The following is an 18,471-nucleotide window of genomic DNA, read 5'->3' on the forward strand; positions in this document are numbered from 1 at the left end:
ATCAAAGGAATTACAGAATAGACTTTATCAACTTATTAGTCTGTTAACCATTATGATCGGTCTCGGCACAATTCTGGGATAATTACCCTCTGGGTAGAGGAATACGGAAACGAATTTTCGTCCCTTTGCCCACATGGCTTTGAATATTCAATCCCTCGCCATATAAGGACATTAAACGCCGGTTGATATTTTGCAAGCCCACCCCTCCCGGTCCTTCCGTCCTTCCCGAATGAACCTGGGCCAAACGCTCCGGGGGGATGCCCACCCCATTATCTTCAACCTGGACGATGATTCGATCATCCTCTCTGGCAATTTTCAGAGTCACGGTTCCACCCGCAGCCCGCTCCATCACACCATGACGAATGGCATTTTCAACGAGTGGCTGAATGCTGAGAGGCGGCACATAGATCCGAACGTCCGGTTCCACTTCATAGTTGACCACCAGTCGTTCTTCAAACCGGGCCTGTTCCAGATGTACATAGGACTCCACCAGCTCAAGTTCCTTGGTCAGCGGCACCAGCTGATCCCGGTTCTGAAAGTCGAAGCTCCCACGCAGATAGTGACTCAGTTCGATCAATAAATCTGTAGCTTTGTCCGGGTTAACGGCACAAGTAGCGATAATGACATTAAGTGCGTTATATAAAAAGTGGGGCTTGATCTGTGCCTGCAAAAAAGCCATCTCTGTGCGAATGGCGCCTTGAACGGAGGCCCGCATTTCAATCAGGGTGCGAACCCTCGCACGAAGCTCCCCCGCATCCACCGGCTTGCTTAGGAAATCATTGGCACCAGCCTGGAAACCCAGCCTGATATCCTCAGGCAATCCACGCGCCGTCAGCATCAGGATCGGCAGTTCGGACAGGGAATTACGCTCACGCAGTTTGCGGCATAATTCAATTCCGGACATCTGCGGCATCATCCAGTCGGTAATCACCAAGTCGATTCCCGGGTGTTGTTCTCGCATTTTCAAGGCTACAGCACCACTATCGGCAGAAATGACCCGGTATCGCTCTGTTGACAACAGATTGTACAATACCTGGAGATTTACCGGATCGTCATCCACAATCAGAATCGTATGTTCTGCTATAAGGCCCTCTTCTGATTCATCGAGTTCTGTAGGAAGCCCTCCAGATGGATTAGCACGCTCGGCTGGCACGTAGCTCGCTGCAGTCGGTCTGGAAACCGTATGAAGCAGCGGCGTTTTGGCAATTGGCAGGGTGAAGTGAAAAATAGATCCCTGACCCGGTTCTGACTGGGCCCAGATCATGCCTCCGCCCAGCTCTACAAGTTTACGCGTAATACTGAGACCAAGCCCTGTCCCGCCGTTAATTCTTCCACTTGTACCATTCTCCTGCTCATAGGACTGGAATATATCCTCCAGCTTCTCTGGAGCAATGCCAACCCCTGTATCCGCCACAGACATTCGGATTTGATCCCCCTGCACAATTGCATATAACCGTATCTCGCCTTGCTGCGTGTACTTGTATGCATTGCCAATCAGATTATAGAGAATCTGCCGTAACCGATCCTCATCTGCTTCGACCAATGGCAGGGATGGAGGCCAATCCTGTATTAACACAATAGGCTTATCCCCGAAGGTAAATCCCGAAACTTCAACCACGGTGCGGGCAACGGACTCCAGATCCACCGCCTCCCGCTTCAGCTCGATCTCACTATTCTTGAGCTTGGAGAAATCCAGAATGTCATTGACCAGCAGGGAAAGCCTCTTACCGGTAGACGTGATCATGGACAGGTTTCTGGCCTGCTTCGGCGTCACAGCCCCTGCCGCTCCTTCCAGCATGGACTGGGCAATATTAATGATGCCATGCAGCGGGGTCCTCAGTTCATGCGACGTATTGGCCATGAATTCATCCTTCAGGTTATCGATCACAAGCAGGCGCTCGGATAATGCCTCAACTTCACGAAAGGACTGCGCGAACCGGATCGCCGTAAGAATCATCTGAGCAAAAACAAATAACAATAGCTCATACAGGGCGAGAAAGGCCGTATCCTGCGTCGTGAATGCGCCGATGGTATACAAAATAACAACCATGAGGATGCTCATCATGCTGATCAGCACGTAATGGCTGTCATTGGGCCTCTTTTTCAACCAATAAAACATCGCTCGAAGAGTGTATACAATGACGCTAAGCGACACCATCAGCATTAGAGGCTCCAGTTGCGAGAATAGTACAGGAGACAAGGTCAGGCCGATAGCGCATTGCAAAATCACCAGCGTAATTCCCAGACGTACGTACCATTTGTGAATTGCACCCGGAACAAGCGCATCCATATAGCGAAGCAAATAGTAATAGGCCAGTGCTGAACTTATTAATTGAAGCCTTAGAATTTCAGTATTCGGTAGAAACGGCACAAAGGTGCCCAGCAGTTTCTCCCCATGCGTCAGTGCATACATGGCTCCGGAGAGACTGAATAAGCCCAGGTAACGAAGCTCCTTCTCACTTCGGCGCAGCCTGAATAGCAGCAGGAAAAACGCCGCAGGGAGGATAAATCCGAAAAGGGTCATCAGATCCTTGAGCCAGTCCCACTGCTGGCTGTATAGAATGCTATGTTCATCTCCAAATAACAGTGGAGCTACAATTCCTCCCGAAGAGTATGTATAGTTGGAAACTTGAATGATGATATCTGCACGGTCTCCCTCAATTGAGGTAAACCCGGTGAACGGCAAGTTGTACTGGAGATCCGTTTCCCTTGTTTCACCAGGCAGTCCCCTGCCTCCGATCTCTTTGCCATCTATAAAAATAAGGTGTGCCATACGAATATTCTTTGTACGAATGCCATAATCATTCTTCTCGGAGCTGGGCCTGAGCTTGACACGAAGGTGATATGTTCCGTAGCCATGAGCTTCACCCATCGTCTTATTCCACCTGGCCGGGACTTGAAGAGCTGCAGGTGGCCCAAGTGGTTTGCGTCCGGACACATCAGCCTCAAAATCAACCGGGGTCAGTAATTGGTTCGGGTAGAAGTCCCAGACTCCGTCCAATGTGGCTGCACCCTTTTTGGTGAAATCCCATGTGGTCAAATCGATTATGCCTTGTTTAACTACCGGATTCCCACGTTCAGTTATAATACTCTGCACAATCCACCCCACAGGGAAGACAACAATACAAATGAAACTAATCGTCAGCATAATCCAGTGCTTTTTCATCGATGAAGTCCTTCTGACACGTGACGATAGGCGTCACTTTTTGTCGTTTTATCTTCATGATCCATGTTACACGTTTCTGCTGCCCACGGAAATAGAAGGAAACTAAAAAGAATCACATTTTTTAAGGCGGTTCACCATCTCGTATGAACTCTCCATCAAAAGCTTACAAAATAAAAAAAGACTGCCAGCTGTTAATCAGGAAATGACCCTGATCGCAACTGACAATCCTCTCTTACTCGCTTACAACCTGCGCCAGCTTCTGCACGATGCCTGACCAGCCCTGCTCCATTCGCTCGCGCACGATGGCATGGGCCTGTCCGAATTCAGTCAGTTTATCCGCATCCCAGCCGCTGTGAATCAATGTAAATGCTGTGCCTCCCGGCTCTTCTTCCAGTTCGAAGGTCAGTGCCCAATCCTTGCCCCATTGAAAGGATAGCTTGTGAAGCGGCTGAACTTCCGTAACCCGGCATGGTGATTTGCCAAAAGGTCCAGCTTCCAGCACGAATTCATGCCCTTCCACCGGCTCCAGATTACTTGGCATAAACCAGGCTTCCATGCCTTCTGCTGTTGAGACGGTCTCCCATACCTTTTCCAGCGGTGCATGAAGTACCAATTGCTGCCGAATGTCCGGCAGTGCGCTCGATGATGTCATAACCATCGCCTCCTTGAATAGATATTACTCATTGTTCGGGATATGAAGATAGGTGTCAAATGAATTCATTTAACAACCGAATCTAGCATTGGATCTCCTCTTAAACGAACATCATCTTGAAACGCATATATATAAGATGTGCAACTCCCTTCTTAGTCTGCTCTGAACAATGGAATCCCAACCGTGACCGCTTGGCTATCAAAATGCAAAATCAGGCCGCAGCTAAGGTCTCCCTTACCGCGGCCTGTCGTACGAGCTGATATATGTTTTAGATAAAATTAATAACCGCGGGAATATTGCTCCGCAATCGCTGCCTTAGCCTTGCTGACACCAAGCTCCAGAGCCGCATGGTTAGCCCAGTACGGATCGCGCAGCATGCCTCTGCCCACTGCAACCAGATCGGCATCGCCGTTGCCAATAACGGCTTGAGCGAGAGCTGCATCATCCAGCAGCCCTACTGCAATCACCGGAACGTTCAGTTCTTCGCGGAAACGACGGGCAAATGGAACTTGATAACCTGGGTAGTTACCCGGCTTCCGTTGTCCAGCAGGTCCTTCTCCGCCAGAGCTGATGTGGAATATGTCCACACCTGCTGCCTGATAGGCACGAGCCAGATCCAAGGTGTGCTCAATATCGTAGCCGCCATCAGCGTATTCAACTGCAGATATGCGCATGATGAGCGGCATGTCTTCCGGCATTTCCTTTTTCACTGCACGAATAATCTCAACGCCGAATCGAGCCAGATCCTGTCCATATACATCCTCACGATGATTCATCAGCTTGGAATGGAACTGGTGAATAAGATATCCATGTGCTCCGTGCAGCTCAATGGCATCCACTCCAGCCTGCACTGCGCGGCGAACACCGTCTGCAAATTTCTGAACCATGGCTTCTACCTCTTCGGTAGTTAATGCACGAGGCTCCCTGTAGTCTTCACCCGGGAAAGTGACCACGGATGGGGCTACCGGCTGCTCTGCATCCTCCGCTTTTCGCCCAGCATGTGCAATTTGAATCGCCACTTTCGAGCCATGGGCATGCATGCCATCCACCAGCTTGGCAAAAGCCGGAATATGCTCGTCCGACCAGATGCCCAGGTCGTTATCGGTAATACGGCCATCCGGTTCAACGTCTGTCATTTCGATAACAATCAGACCTGTACCCCCAACCGCACGACTTACATAGTGAACCTGATGCCAATCATTCGGGATGCCATCCTTGGCCGTTACCGAGTACTGGCACATTGGCGCCATAACTACACGGTTATTCAGTTGAAGCCCCTTGAACTGATAGGGGGAAAATAATTTTTCTGACATATGGATACATCTCCTATTCAATAGATTAGTATATGTTGAGGCAATCACTTGTTTTTCAACATGAAAAACAGTTACCCAATCTTGTGCAGTCTTTCTCGCCAATCTGTCGACCATTCTTTATTATGAAGCAGCCTTCCCTGAATGCAAGTACGTACATTTTTGTGCCATAGTACCCTTTTTTATACCTATAACTACTTCGTGGCACTTCCAGCCCTACACGAAGTATGTCCAAAACATGATATGATACCTTCATACACAGGAGATAATATACCCCATATGAAACCAACCCAAGCCGAAGGAGCGATGATGGTGAAAGATATTTTAATCGAGCGACTGACAACTTATGCTCAAATGGATACTCAATCGGATGAAAACAGTGAAACCTGCCCCTCCACACCGGGCCAACTCGCTTTGGGAGAATACCTTGTAGGCGAATGCAAAGCCATTGGTTTACAGGACGTAACGATGGATGAGAACGGCTATGTCATGGCTACTCTGCCATCCAACACGGATAAGGAGGTTCCCGTAATCGGCTTCCTGGCTCACTTGGATACAGCGACAGACTTCACTGGCAAAAATGTTAAGCCACAGGTCATTGACCAGTATGATGGTCAGGATATCGTATTGAACCAGGAGCTGGATGTGGTACTGTCTACCACTGACTTCCCCGAACTGCGTGAATACAAGGGTCACACCCTCATGACAACAGATGGGACAACCTTGCTGGGTGCCGACAACAAGGCAGGTATTGCCGAAATCATGACGGCAATGGCCTATCTGATCGATCACCCGGAGATCAAACACGGAAAGATCAGGGTTGCCTTCACTCCCGACGAAGAGATTGGACGCGGACCGCATAAGTTTGACGTGCCTGCTTTTGGAGCCAAGTATGCCTACACGGTAGATGGCGGACCACTGGGAGAGCTTGAATATGAGAGCTTCAATGCGGCTGCAGCCAAAATTACAGTCAAAGGTACGAATGTTCACCCTGGAACCGCAAAAAACAAAATGGTCAATTCGGCCAAAATCGCCATGGAATTCAACCGCCGTCTGCCTGCGGAAGAAGCTCCCGAATTCACGGAGGGGTATGAAGGATTCTACCATCTTATATCCATTGAAGGCGATGTTGAGCAAACGCAGCTCAGCTATATCATTCGTGATTTTGACCGGGCGAAGTTCGAAGAGCGCAAAGCCTATGTATTGAAGGTTGCGGAAGAACTCCAAGGCAAGTATGGCGAGAAGAGCATCACCGTTCAGCTGAATGATCAATATTACAATATGCGTGAGAGGATCGAACCTGTGCGCCAAATTGTTGATATTGCGCATGAAGCCATGACTCGTCTGGACATTGAGCCCGTTATTCGCCCCATCCGCGGAGGAACTGACGGTTCCCAGCTCTCGTATATGGGCATGCCTACACCAAACATCTTCACAGGCGGCGAAAACTACCACGGCAAATTCGAATATGTTTCGGTTGATAACATGGTGAAAGCCACTCAGGTTATCGTGGGGATCGCTCAATTATTTGAAGAACGCGGCGACATTTAATCATCGGCACCGTCCATGGATTACACTGTTTAGATAGCAAAGAGCACCCATTGCTTGAAGCATAGGGTGCTCTTTGCGCTACATTTGAGACTTTCACGTCCATGGGACCGATCTCATTCATACATGTTCCCTCCGGCAATCTCGCGCAGTTCCTCCAGATGGCAGATGACAATCTTGCGCTGTTCCTTACGGATAATCTGCCGATTACAGAGGTCATGAATTACCCGGTTCAGATGTCGGTAGCTCGTCCCCAGCATATCTGCCAGCTCAGTCAGCTTGGACGTTTGGATCTCTTCCGTCACCTGCTCGCCCTGTTCCATCGTTGACAACAGATAGCTGGCAAACCTGCTTTCCACCGGGTACAGCAGATTCAGGCTTGATAAATTGGAGAACGTATACAGTTTATGGGTCACATGACTAAGCATGAAATGAAGGAATCTCGGATTATCTGCATACGTGTTTTGAAGGTAACGGTAGCTAACGCCCAGCAGCAGACTTTTGTTGACAGATTCAACCGTATTCTTCGCTTCCTTTCCATTGACCAGCTCCAGATCGCCTACGAGGGCTGGCGGCGTGCTGAAACGGAGCAGCAGTGACTTGCCGTTTGGCAGTGTCGTATAAATCTTCAGTTTGCCTTCAACAAGAAAATAGAACCGTTCCGGCCGTTCTCCCTTCGCACATATAATCTCACCTTTGGACGCTTCCAGAAGTCTTAATTCTCCAAGTGCAGGCTCATCCAGCACCTGATCCAAGCCGTGTTCCCGTGCCAGCTGACGCATTCGTCCAAAATCCATGATTTCTCTCATTCCCGGTAACCCCCACCCAAGTATTTAACGTATAGAAATGGACATATGTCCCAATTTCGTCATTAGACGGCTCCAATATCCTGATATAAAAATAGTTACAACTAGCACTTATATCCAATAAATCATTTTACATGGAAAAATCCTCAAATTTCGTCCGTAATTCGTCATCATTTTATTTCAAAATGGAGTTAATGATAGCGCAATCTTATCCGATGATAATTAAAGCATTAGGTACGTTTTTTGAATTTAATCGCAAATTAGGAATAATGAAAGGATGGTTCGACCCCATGAATGTTGTAGATGCACTTCTGAAAGTTATGCCTTATATTAGCCTGATTCTTCGAGAACCAGCCGGTTTGACTGTGTATGATCATGAGAAAGTATTGTACGCCGTTGCCAATGAGAGATTCAATCTCGGTTTTCAAAAAGGAGAGCCACTGCTGGATGATTATAAAAACTTTACAGCTCTGACCAACGGGCGCGAACCTTCGCTCACCAAACTGCCCGCAGAAGTCTACGGGATTGAGCTGGATATTTTGAACATTCCTATCTTTGATGACAATAATGAAGTTGTCGCCATTTTCTGCATATCTTACGATCAATCCAATCAGAATCAGCTAGAAGCCATTATACAAGAAAATCAATCCATTAATAGCAACCTGGTGGAGATGGTTCAGCATGTGGCAGCTCATGCCGAGGAATTGCAGGCGACCAGTGAACAAATTCTGGAGAACACACGCCTTGCAGTCCAAAACTCCGCTCAAATCAATAAGGTTGCCGGATTCATCCGGGAAGTCTCCGAACAAACCAACCTGCTCGGACTGAATGCTGCTATTGAAGCAGCACGTGTAGGTGAGGCTGGTGCAGGCTTTGGTGTGGTTGCTTCTGAAGTGCGCAAGCTCTCCGTGGACGCCAAACAGGCCACAACCGATATTGATGCAAGTCTGAAAGACGTCCAACAGGTCATTAAACAGATGGAAGTGGAAGTTTCACAGATTGCTGCCTCTTCCCAGGAACAAGCTACCCTTGTATCCTCCTTCACCGATGTCATTGAGAAACTGAATGAAACAGGCGACCGCATGAAGATGCTGGCGGATCAACTGATCAGTTACTCTGTTCATACAAAGTAAAATGGTATCCTGAGCGATCAATATGTACTGAAAATATATCGAATAATGAAACAGGACCCCGTGAGCCCTATTGGCATCGTCGGTGTCCTGTTTTTTGTTTTTTTATATTACCGGGCTCTTATCACCCGAGCTTCGCTAAACCTATTTTGCAATCTTCATCTCTTGGGTTCCTGTTACGCCCGCTTCAGACTCCCAGCACTCCACCTCACCCGGAATACGAATAAGGTCACGGGTAAAGACAGGGTCACGCCCCTCAGCCTTCTGTCTTTTGTAATCCTTCAGCGCTTCAAACGTGACCTTGGACAACATGAGGATGGCAATCAGATTGACGACGACCATCAGCCCCATAAAGAGATCCGCCAGATCCCAGACCAGCTGGACTTTGGCTATTGTACCAAACAGCACCATGGCGATAACGCCAATCCGATACACCCACAGCCACATTTTATTGGACTTGATAAACTCAATATTGGTCTCCCCGTAATAATAATTCCCGATGAGTGTACTGAAGGCAAACAGGAATACCATAACAGCCAAAAAGCCTGATGCCCAAGATCCGATATGCACACTTAATGCCGCCTGGGTCAATTCGATGCCCCCCAGATTGGAGCCTTCGTAAACTCCGGACAGCAATATAATCATGGCCGTACTTGTACAGATGACAAGTGTATCGGTCAGGACGCCAAAAGCCTGAATAAGTCCCTGCTTGACCGGATGTGTCGTATCCGCCGTAGCTGCGGCATTAGGTGCACTACCCATTCCCGCCTCGTTGGAGAACAATCCACGCTTGACGCCGTTCATCAGCGCAGCACCCAATGTACCGCCGGCGACCTGCTCAATCCCGAAGGCATTTTTTACGATTAGCATGATCATGGCTGGAAGCTGGGTGATATTCGCCAGCACAACAAATGCAGCAACCCCGATATACAGCACAGCAAGGACCACCACAATGTATTCGGAAGCCTTGGCAATCCGCTTCACACCGCCCATAATGATTCCGGCAAAGATCACCGCCATGACAATACCTACCGTCAACCGATCAAGGCCGAACGAATTCTGGAATGCCACAGTGATCGTGTTGGACTGCACAGCGTTAAAGACAAGGCCGAACGATAGCGTAATGAGAATGGCAAACAATACCCCCATCCACCGTTTGCCTAGCCCACGTTCCATATAATAAGCCGGTCCTCCGCGGAAGCCCCCGTTATCCTTCACTTTATAGATCTGTGCGAGTGTACTCTCTACGAAACTGGAGGCTGAACCGATAATTGCAATGATCCACATCCAGAACACAGCACCCGGTCCCCCAAGGGCAATAGCCAGTGCAATCCCCGTAATATTACCGGTACCTACACGGGCAGCCATGCTAATACAGAACGCCTGAAAAGGCGAGATTTTATCCGCTTCCTTACTCTTGGGCTCAGCCAGCACCTTGACCATGTCTCCGATCATGCGGAACTGCATGAAACGGGTCTTGGTCGTGAAGTAAATCCCGCATACTACCAGCAATAGGATCAACAGCTTGGACCATAAAAAATCGTTGAAAACAACGACAATATCTTGTATCGTTTGCTCCATTGGCAATACTCCTTTTATTCAACTATTGTTAAACACCATTCCATTTGCATGTCTGAGCGTAAAGTTCCCATACTATTGCATATAGAATCTCATGGCATACTTCTGAATGATGATCTTTCGTTCCGTTTGGCATTTGTACCATTCCACACAATTCATAGTCAGCTCATTCAGATGTTACTTATACTACAGTCCTATCTACGAAAAACGACACTTTCCTACAACAAACATTGGATTTTTTTTATAAAAAGGCCGTTTTTAGCGAAACTCTGTTACGTTATCTGACATATTGGCTTATTGCTGTATGGCTGGTTCTATGCAGAAAGGAAACGACGAAGTATGATAGGAATTAAATTGAACCACGACTCAGGGCAGTTCATCTGTCTGCAACATACATGGCCCAATTACATCCGCTGAGGAGAGGAGGATACCGAAAATATGCGTTATTTTATCGTGGATGATGATCCTGGCGTTCGTTCCATGCTGATGGATATTATTGAAGATGAGGGATTGGGTGAGATTGCCGGAGAGGCAGAGGACGGGGCTCACATTCATGCCGAGCTGCTGGAATTACAGAAGGTAGACGTACTGCTGATTGATCTGCTCATGCCCCATCGGGACGGAATTCAGACCGTACGCGCACTGGAAGGAAGATTCGAGGGCAAGATCGTGATGATCTCCCAGATTGAATCGAAAAACATGATTGGTGAAGCCTACTCGCTAGGCATCGAATACTACATTACGAAGCCGATTAATCGGCTGGAGATTCTATCCGTTCTCCGTCTGGTCGAAGAACGTCTGCGGATGCAGCAGTCCATTCAGGATATTCAGCGGACATTGCAGGGATTGACCGGCATTCAATCTGCCGGACGCCAAACCGCGCCTGCCCCTAACCAAACAATTGCCACCGCAGGACATTTCCTTCTCTCGGAAATGGGCATGATTGGTGAAGCAGGCAGCAAGGATCTGCTGGACATGCTCGAATATCTGGAACAGATTGAAGCTGAAGATCACACCATCTCGCCTTATACATTCCCGTCGCTCAAGGATATTTTTCAGAATATCGCGATACGCAAACTGGGAACGGAGGCCTCGGCCACCGAGATAACCAAAGAGGTCAAGGCCTCAGAGCAGCGTGTTCGCCGGGCGATATTTCAGACCTTAAGTCATGTGGTGTCTCTGGGATTAACCGACTATACACATCCCAAATTCGAGAACTATGCATCTAAATTCTTCGATTTTACGGAAATTCGCAAGAAAATGCTGGAGCTGCAGAACAATGTGGAGCCTTCCTTGTCCCAGACTCGAATAAATACCAAAAAATTTGTTCAGGTACTGTATATGGAAGCCAAGCGGCTTTTGCACTGATCAGCTGCCAAAATACATGCGGGCATGAATTAACAGGAATCAAAGCAGCTTCGAGAAAAAAGCTGTCTTTCCGGTTATGTTCATGCCCGCACGTCGTATGTACTCATCTATGGTTGTCCTACTATTATATGAATCCCTCAAGCTCTTGTCTGGTTTCGATTCATTCGATTATATTCATTAATCAATTCATCTAATGCCATGGATTGTCTGATGACATCTGGATGCCCAAGCCCACCCTCGTGATGTTCTACCAACATATGAAGGTTATGTCTGGCTTTTTCGATTTGATTTTTTAAATCCAAACTCATAACCATGCCTTTGACCTCCTTATTTCTGTGTTATATTTTAGTTTTTACTGTCAATCTATAGTTGGATTAACATATGGCATAGTCGGCATGGATGTTTTGTATCCTTCCCCAGTTTTTGAAAGTCATGAATGACTATGTTTGCCCGGATGCCGCAAAAGTGGCGCTGCCAAGCCATTTTTACAGTGAGATGAATGTTTTGCATCCATATTTTCTCCCCCTATCCTACTTCTTGTATGAATGTGTCTTTATTGTGTATTTTGGAAAATGAACAACAAAAACACCCCTTTGGCAGGCAAACTGAGCAAAAGAGGCCAGCCTGCATGCTATAGAGGCGTGTTTGAACGTTCAGGATATCGGATTCGTGCGGTGAACAAATTCCTTTCCATAACCGGGCCATTCAGGTACAATAGGGCGATGTGTGTGTCCGGACCCGGCGGATACGAAAGTTACTAGAGGATTGTATACTTGTTTACATCCTGATTTGATATCATTGGAGGCTCATCAACACCATGCAAACCGATTCACGGACTCAAGTTAAAATCATAAACGCCGATCCCAGCGCAATGGGATTATTTGGGCTGGCTATTGTGACCCTGGTCGCTTCCTCCCAGAAACTTGGCATTACAGACGGGCTCAGCTATGCGATCCCATGGGCGATCTTCCTGGGTGCATTTGCACAGTTGTTCGCCTGTATCCAAGATTCCAAACGCAATAATACATTTGGCACGACTGCTTTTGGCGCATACGCATTTTTCTGGTTTGCGATGGGTGCCAACTGGCTGATCAAAATGGGCGTGTTTGGCTCCACCCTGGCAGAACAGGCTGACGGTAAGCAGCTCGGATTTGCTTTTGCCGGATACCTCGTATTCACCCTGTTCATGACACTGGGCGCTGTGGAAGCCAATAAAGTACTGCTCATCATTTTCATTCTAATTGACTTCCTGTTCCTTGGCCTGACGTTCGATGCTTTCGGCGTAGCTCCTCACGTGTTCCATACCATTGCAGCATATGCTGAAATGGGTATCGGTATCGTGTCGCTCTACGGCACAGGAGCTTCTGTACTGAACGCTCACTTTGGCTATACGTTTTTGCCCATCGGCAAACCGTCCGGCATTTTCAAAGCCAAGGCTTAGTATACAGCAGCACCAAACCGCCCGCGCGCCGGTCCGCGCCTGGCGGTTTTTTTGACAATCATGCAATCATTGGAATATGAACTTGGTGGGCACCTATACTAGGAATAACATGAATAGACGATAGACCCGGCACATGCTTCAGAGACGCAGCAGCCAGAGGGTCAGGAGGAAGAAACATGAGAGAGATACCTAAAGCTACGGAGTTCGAACAGGCGGAGAAAAAATATGTGCGCGAGACGCGCTGTTTCAAGACTGCACGAGTATTTCCGACCGATGTGAACAACCATAACACTTTATTCGGCGGCAAGTTGATGTCCTATATTGATGATATTGCATCCATTGCCGCTTCCAAACTATGCCGGGTCAATACAGTAACGGCTTCAACCGACTCCGTCGACTTTCTGTATCCCATTAACCCAACTGATTCCGTTACACTGGAATCCTTTGCTACCTGGACGGGACGCAGCTCTATGGAGATATTTGTGAAGGTAATCCGTGAGGACTTGAAGACAGGAGAGAAAAAGATTGCGGCAACAGCATTTCTGACCTTTGTGGCGTTGGATGAAAATAATCGAAAACTCATTGTCCCCCGACTTATTCCGGAAACGGAAGAAGAGAAGAAACTATATGAGACCGCTCCGGATCGGGCGGCCATGCGGAAGCAGCGGCGGGAAGAGAGCAAGAAATTTGCCGACTTCCTTACCGTTACCTATCCTTGGGAGTAGTTAGAACATCAGCTGGAGGTAGCCGGATACGTGGACACTGCTCTGCTATCCGGTAGTTCCCCACCCATGGAGACAGTCCATTGCTGATACTTCCGGTAAGCTGCTCCGCTATCCAGTAGACTTTGGCAGGTATAAATACCCTCTTCAATCGAATTGACGCGGCCTGTCGCATACAGACGGAAGCCACCATTCAACAACACCTGATTCACAAAAGCGATATGCCCCTCTCCGCTGAGCACCGATTGTGCCACTTCAAGCTGTTTCGCAGCTGTCCATGCCATCTCGGGTACAGGAATATCCAGCTCATAAGCGGCAGGGTCCACCAGCTCCAGTCTTGTATCTCCGTTTTCCACAGCATACACACGTGTAGGCCGATCAATATAGAGGTCTTCCGAACCCTCCATTCCCTGCACCACGTAAGCACGGCGGTATCCAAAGCGGGTTAGCAGCTTCGCGATCCGATCCAGAAATGTATTATGAAATACGCCAAAAACAAGATACGGTGAATGGTTAAAATCAATTAGCTTCTCCGCTGTGTTAAACACGGTACGAAAGCCAAGTTCTTCTCGAAGCGGTCTTAGCTGCCGAAGCGGAGCGCACCAGTCTTCGGAAGATACGTACATAACATCCGTTCTTTGTGCCGCCACTCTGGCTTCTTCCCGATTCATTTTCCTTGTATCAATACCTGCTTCCCTGAGCAGCATGGACAGGGTTACCCCCCACTTGGGCGGCAGAGGTTCGCTTCCGTGCAATGTCACCGGAAGCCCGGCTGCTGCCAGTACAAAGGCAACCGGAAAGGTAGCCATGAACGATTTGGTACGTCCATCATACGGACCTGCACAGTCCAGTCCATCCTGGAATACGGACAGGCGATCTGCGCTGTTCCGGCATGCGTGGACAAAGGCCTCCAGCTCCTCGACATTCTCCATTTTCATCCGCTCCGCCATAAGAAAAGCGGCCGTCTGAGCAGGTGATACCTCCTGTCTCAGAATATGCTCGGCAACAGCCAGCGCTTCGGCATAATTCAGATCACGCGAACCACGTTTTCCACGTCCAACCTCCCTGAGAATCTCAGACATATCCATGATGCATCCTCCTTTCAATTACGACTGGAGCAGTTGATGCGCCTTTACGATTGCCGTGGCGACATCCACCATCCGTTTACGTTCATCCATGGCTCTCTTGCGTAACAGGTCATAAGCTTCCGACTCGGAAATTTGCTTCAGATCACATAAGATAGCCTTCGCCATATCTATCCACTTTCGATCCTCCAGCCGGGACTGCAGCTGTTTCCGTTCCTGCTCCCACTGCTTGCGTTCCATATAACGCTTGGCGGCAAAGTGCAGCGTCCAGTGTATCTCAGGCCCAATCATGGATGGGGTCAGTATTCCATCCATTGAAGTCTCTACCTCGCAGGATTCCACCGAGGAAGAGGCTGTATCCGGTGCGCACCACCATATCAATGGGGTGTTCACCTTCCCCTTTCCCAGGCAGCGTACCCAATATTCCACATCGGCCAGCGACAGATGCAGGATGGATGCCTCTGCTTCAGCTGCCAGCCTCAGAGCCTCCGTCTCATTGTCTGTCACCTGCACATGGTACCCGTTCGCCCCCAGCAATCTCTCAGGAGTTAGAGGGATTGCATCGGATGAGGCCGCTATCGTTGGTTCTACACGGATGACCAATAATGATCGCATGATGGATCAATCCCTCCCTAATGCATAGGCAGAATGGTTAGCTTAAACACCTAAAATGGTTCATCAAGATAATATGTTATATAACCTAACAATATCTTAAGTTGAAAATATACATGTTTGAAACTGATTAGGCAGGTCGGTAACCTTTTGGGCTAATTTCCGTAATTATAAAAAGGGTTCTATTCTAACTCCGTCTCTTGTTATTGCCGAGGGTTGTATGCCTCTTCTTCCCTGTAACCGCTGCGGCTGTTAGCTTGCACCTTGCGATACAGGCTGTTCGTTCCTCGTTCAGTTCTTGTTTCCATTACACACATGTAAACATAATTAACTTCAAATTTCAAATACTTTTTTGTGTTAACTATATTGACATGAAAGGAAGGATCTTTTATAGTTAGGCCATAACAACTCCATATTTAAACGATCACAGTTACAACGGCGTAGCTGGTTGAAACGGCAATGAAGCCTGTTTTGCAATCTCGGATCCATGGCATGCGTATGCTTATGCGCAGTCCTCCGAGGCATGACAGGCTTTTTCTATTTTTCCGGAACGAAAAGCGAGGCAGTTCGCAGAATGGAACCAAGGGGGCTAATCACAATGAGTACAACGAAAAAACTGGTGCTGGTCGGCAATGGTATGGCAGGTATTCGTACAATTGAACATATTCTTAAACTCGCTCCGCATGCTTATGAAATTACGGTTTTTGGTGCTGAGCCGCACCCCAACTACAATCGCATCATGCTCTCCTCTGTACTTGCAGGCGGCACGAGCATTGAAGATATCGTAATCAATGAATGGAGCTGGTACGAGGATAACGGCATTCGGGTGTACCCAGGAGATCCCGTAATTCGGATCGATGCCGAGCGCAAGGAAGTGGTGTCCCAGGCTGGTGTCCGCGCTTCATATGACGAGCTGATTCTGGCAACCGGATCACAGGCATTCATTCTGCCCTTACCCGGAGCAGACAAGGAAGGTGTCATCGGTTTCCGTGATATCAAGGACTGTGAGACGATGATGGCAGCCTCGCAAAAGTATCGCAAAGCGGCTGTAATTGGTGGTGGACTGCTTGGGCTGGAGGCTGCACGCGGGCTGCTCAATCTGGGAATGGATGTCACCGTTATTCATATTAATGGACATCTGATGGATCGAAATCTTGATCTGCCTGCAGGCTTAATGCTTCAACGGGAGCTTGAGGAGCAGGGCATGAAGTTTCTTTTGAAAAAACATACGGAAGAAATTACGGGCAAACATCGCGTGAAATCATTGCGCTTCACAGATCAGACGGTGCTCGAGACCGATCTGGTTGTTATGGCTGTCGGCATTCGCCCTCAGGTTGAACTGGCCCGTCAGGCAGGCCTAAACGTGAACCGCGGCGTCATCGTAGATGATTACATGAACACCAGTATTCCTGGCATTTCGGCAGTCGGTGAATGTGCAGAGCACCGCGGCATCGCATATGGATTGGTAGCCCCGCTGTATGAACAGGGCATGGTTCTGGCCAAACGCCTGGCCGGTGCAGCAACCGAAGGGTATGAAGGGTCTGTGACGTCCACCAAGCTGAAGGTATCCGGTGTGGATGTATTCTCTGCAGGCCAATTCAAGGATGCGGCTGATACTCGCAGCATTCGTATACAGGATGACGTAGACGGGGTTTACAAAAAAATGGTTATGAAGGACGGACAGCTTATCGGAGCTGTACTGTTCGGAGATACCTCAGACGGTGCCTCCCTCTTCTCCCTCATTAAAAGTGGTGAGAATATCAGTGGACGTGAAAAGGAAATTTTACTTGGGGTATCCGCCGGCAGTTCAGGGTCCGGACCGTCGGTAGCCGAGCGGATGGCAGCTATGCCAGACGATGAGATCGTCTGCGGTTGCAATGGTGTTACCAAATCTGCCATCGGGGACGCAGTACTCAATAAGGGATGCAATACGCTTGGTGCCATCAAGTCCTGTACCAAAGCTTCTGCTTCCTGTGGGGGATGTAAGCCCATTGTTGAATCGCTGCTCGTCCATTATGCAGGGGATGCTGCCTTGGAACAGGTGAAAGAGGGCATCTGCGGCTGTACCTCCTACGACCGCGATGAGATTGTTGCCCAGATCAAAGAGATGGGGCTGAAAACCGTCAAGGAAGTCATGAATGTGCTTGGCTGGAATGAACCGGAAGGCTGCTCCAAATGTCGTCCATCCCTTAACTATTACCTTGGCATGATCTGGCCGGCTGAGTATGAGGATGAGCGGGTATCCAAATTCACGAACGAACGCTACCACGCCAATATTCAAAAAGACGGAACCTATTCGGTCATCCCCCGGATTTATGGTGGCGTCACTTCCCCAGCAGAACTGATCAAGATCGCAACCGTAGCCGAGAAATATGATGTGCCGATGGTGAAGTTCACAGGTGGACAGCGCCTTGACCTGCTCGGTGTACAAAAGGAAAACTTGCCGAAGATCTGGGAAGAGCTCGATATGCCTTCCGGATTCGGTTATGGCAAGGCACTCCGCACGGTGAAAACATGTGTCGGCAACACCTTCTGTCGCTTCGGAACTCAGGATTCCATTGAGATGGGCATTCGTCTGGAGAAGAAACTCGACAAAATGGTTGCTCCAGCCAAAGTGAAGCTTGCAGTCTCTGGATGCCCGCGGAACTGTGCGGAAGCCACCATTAAGGATCTGGGGGTTGTCGCGATTGACGGTGCATGGGAACTGCACGTTGGCGGCAACGGCGGGGTCAAGGTCCGCGCAGCAGAATTACTGTGCACCGTGAAAACCGATGCTGAAGTCGAAGAGTGGACTTATGCTTACCTTCAATATTATAGAGAAAACGCACGCTGGAATGAGAGAACGGCAGCCTGGATTGAACGTGTCGGTCTGGACCATGTGAAGAAGGCACTCGAGGACCGTGAAGAGCGCCTGGCTCTGGTCGAACGGCTTGAACTGACACTGGGCCGCACTGTTGACCCTTGGAAGGAAATTATTGAAGACGAAAAATTGCGTAAAAACTTCACCCCACTCGCTGGCACCCAGCCGGCAGCACACTAAAAGAGGAGGATCA

The 18,471-nt window shown here is 48.6% G+C and carries 14 protein-coding genes; 6 read left to right on the plus strand and 8 right to left on the minus strand.

Translation table 11 applies throughout. From position 1 onward, the window contains the following. Window positions 1–82 precede the first annotated feature (82 nt). The 3 genes from AC3RCI_RS28220 to AC3RCI_RS28230 form a co-directional block, all read right to left on the minus strand. Entirely contained in the window at window positions 83–3,166 is a 3,084-nt protein-coding gene (locus AC3RCI_RS28220; RefSeq protein WP_492527151.1) for a hybrid sensor histidine kinase/response regulator, read from the minus strand. 232 nt (window positions 3,167–3,398) lie between these two features. Then, window positions 3,399–3,824 carry an SRPBCC family protein gene (locus AC3RCI_RS28225; RefSeq protein ID WP_492527152.1) on the minus strand — a complete coding sequence of 142 codons (426 nt, stop codon included), beginning with the start codon at window positions 3,822–3,824 and terminating at the stop codon, window positions 3,399–3,401. Window positions 3,825–4,096: 272 nt separating this feature from the next. After that, window positions 4,097–5,131 (minus strand): NADH:flavin oxidoreductase/NADH oxidase, encoded by a 1,035-nt coding sequence (locus AC3RCI_RS28230; RefSeq protein ID WP_492527153.1) that lies wholly within the window; start codon window positions 5,129–5,131, stop codon window positions 4,097–4,099. Between the two features lie 309 nt (window positions 5,132–5,440). Here AC3RCI_RS28230 and pepT point away from each other — a divergent pair, with 309 nt between their 5' ends. Continuing rightward, complete coding sequence (gene pepT / locus AC3RCI_RS28235) at window positions 5,441–6,679, plus strand: peptidase T (protein WP_492530041.1); 1,239 nt, start codon at window positions 5,441–5,443, stop codon at window positions 6,677–6,679. Window positions 6,680–6,792: 113 nt separating this feature from the next. On the opposite strand, the gene AC3RCI_RS28240 is transcribed toward pepT, so the two are convergent. Further along, window positions 6,793–7,485 carry a Crp/Fnr family transcriptional regulator gene (locus AC3RCI_RS28240; RefSeq protein WP_492527154.1) on the minus strand — a complete coding sequence of 231 codons (693 nt, stop codon included), beginning with the start codon at window positions 7,483–7,485 and terminating at the stop codon, window positions 6,793–6,795. A 287-nt stretch (window positions 7,486–7,772) separates the two neighbouring features. Between AC3RCI_RS28240 and AC3RCI_RS28245 the strand changes: the two genes are divergently transcribed. Next, on the plus strand, window positions 7,773–8,615 hold the full coding sequence (locus tag AC3RCI_RS28245) for a methyl-accepting chemotaxis protein (RefSeq protein WP_336782431.1): 843 nt from the start codon (window positions 7,773–7,775) through the stop codon (window positions 8,613–8,615). A gap of 141 nt (window positions 8,616–8,756) precedes the next feature. On the opposite strand, the gene AC3RCI_RS28250 is transcribed toward AC3RCI_RS28245, so the two are convergent. After that, complete coding sequence (locus AC3RCI_RS28250) at window positions 8,757–10,193, minus strand: alanine/glycine:cation symporter family protein (RefSeq protein WP_492527155.1); 1,437 nt, start codon at window positions 10,191–10,193, stop codon at window positions 8,757–8,759. Window positions 10,194–10,628: 435 nt separating this feature from the next. Here AC3RCI_RS28250 and AC3RCI_RS28255 point away from each other — a divergent pair, with 435 nt between their 5' ends. Then, window positions 10,629–11,558, plus strand: coding sequence for a response regulator (locus tag AC3RCI_RS28255; RefSeq protein WP_492527156.1), 930 nt, complete (start codon window positions 10,629–10,631; stop codon window positions 11,556–11,558). Window positions 11,559–11,695: 137 nt separating this feature from the next. Here AC3RCI_RS28255 and AC3RCI_RS28260 read toward each other — a convergent pair whose 3' ends face one another. Next, the gene (locus AC3RCI_RS28260; RefSeq protein ID WP_127537468.1) at window positions 11,696–11,872 is read right to left on the minus strand and encodes an aspartyl-phosphate phosphatase Spo0E family protein; all 177 of its coding nucleotides are present in this window, start codon (window positions 11,870–11,872) and stop codon (window positions 11,696–11,698) included. Window positions 11,873–12,375: 503 nt separating this feature from the next. On the opposite strand from AC3RCI_RS28260, the gene AC3RCI_RS28265 reads away from it, so the two are divergent. Further along, window positions 12,376–12,999 carry an acetate uptake transporter gene (locus AC3RCI_RS28265; RefSeq protein WP_127537469.1) on the plus strand — a complete coding sequence of 208 codons (624 nt, stop codon included), beginning with the start codon at window positions 12,376–12,378 and terminating at the stop codon, window positions 12,997–12,999. Window positions 13,000–13,175: 176 nt separating this feature from the next. Next, window positions 13,176–13,724: an acyl-CoA thioesterase gene (locus AC3RCI_RS28270; RefSeq protein WP_127537470.1), complete on the plus strand. Its 549-nt coding sequence runs from the start codon at window positions 13,176–13,178 to the stop codon at window positions 13,722–13,724. A gap of 8 nt (window positions 13,725–13,732) precedes the next feature. Here AC3RCI_RS28270 and AC3RCI_RS28275 read toward each other — a convergent pair whose 3' ends face one another. Together AC3RCI_RS28275 and AC3RCI_RS28280 are read right to left on the minus strand one after the other, a co-directional pair. Further along, window positions 13,733–14,809: an anthranilate phosphoribosyltransferase gene (locus tag AC3RCI_RS28275; protein WP_154894539.1), complete on the minus strand. Its 1,077-nt coding sequence runs from the start codon at window positions 14,807–14,809 to the stop codon at window positions 13,733–13,735. Between the two features lie 18 nt (window positions 14,810–14,827). Then, complete coding sequence (locus AC3RCI_RS28280; RefSeq protein WP_336782438.1) at window positions 14,828–15,421, minus strand: ANTAR domain-containing response regulator; 594 nt, start codon at window positions 15,419–15,421, stop codon at window positions 14,828–14,830. Window positions 15,422–16,016: 595 nt separating this feature from the next. Here AC3RCI_RS28280 and nirB point away from each other — a divergent pair. Beyond that, window positions 16,017–18,458 carry a nitrite reductase large subunit NirB gene (nirB, locus tag AC3RCI_RS28285; protein WP_492527157.1) on the plus strand — a complete coding sequence of 814 codons (2,442 nt, stop codon included), beginning with the start codon at window positions 16,017–16,019 and terminating at the stop codon, window positions 18,456–18,458. The last annotated feature ends 13 nt before the right edge of the window (window positions 18,459–18,471 follow it).

The sequence above is a fragment of the Paenibacillus sp. MT124 genome (assembly GCF_058792755.1).

Bases quoted from the DNA above. Each gene is read 5' to 3' on its own strand.
- AC3RCI_RS28220 (WP_492527151.1), bottom strand. From the start codon at position 3,166: ATGAAAAAGCACTGGATTATGCTGACGATTAGTTTCATTTGTATTGTT.
- AC3RCI_RS28225 (WP_492527152.1), bottom strand. From the start codon at position 3,824: ATGGTTATGACATCATCGAGCGCACTGCCGGACATTCGGCAGCAATTG.
- AC3RCI_RS28230 (WP_492527153.1), bottom strand. From the start codon at position 5,131: ATGTCAGAAAAATTATTTTCCCCCTATCAGTTCAAGGGGCTTCAACTG.
- AC3RCI_RS28240 (WP_492527154.1), bottom strand. From the start codon at position 7,485: ATGAGAGAAATCATGGATTTTGGACGAATGCGTCAGCTGGCACGGGAA.
- AC3RCI_RS28245 (WP_336782431.1), top strand. From the start codon at position 7,773: ATGAATGTTGTAGATGCACTTCTGAAAGTTATGCCTTATATTAGCCTG.
- AC3RCI_RS28250 (WP_492527155.1), bottom strand. From the start codon at position 10,193: ATGGAGCAAACGATACAAGATATTGTCGTTGTTTTCAACGATTTTTTA.
- AC3RCI_RS28255 (WP_492527156.1), top strand. From the start codon at position 10,629: ATGCGTTATTTTATCGTGGATGATGATCCTGGCGTTCGTTCCATGCTG.
- AC3RCI_RS28260 (WP_127537468.1), bottom strand. From the start codon at position 11,872: ATGGTTATGAGTTTGGATTTAAAAAATCAAATCGAAAAAGCCAGACAT.
- AC3RCI_RS28265 (WP_127537469.1), top strand. From the start codon at position 12,376: ATGCAAACCGATTCACGGACTCAAGTTAAAATCATAAACGCCGATCCC.
- AC3RCI_RS28270 (WP_127537470.1), top strand. From the start codon at position 13,176: ATGAGAGAGATACCTAAAGCTACGGAGTTCGAACAGGCGGAGAAAAAA.
- AC3RCI_RS28275 (WP_154894539.1), bottom strand. From the start codon at position 14,809: ATGGATATGTCTGAGATTCTCAGGGAGGTTGGACGTGGAAAACGTGGT.
- AC3RCI_RS28280 (WP_336782438.1), bottom strand. From the start codon at position 15,421: ATGCGATCATTATTGGTCATCCGTGTAGAACCAACGATAGCGGCCTCA.
- nirB (WP_492527157.1), top strand. From the start codon at position 16,017: ATGAGTACAACGAAAAAACTGGTGCTGGTCGGCAATGGTATGGCAGGT.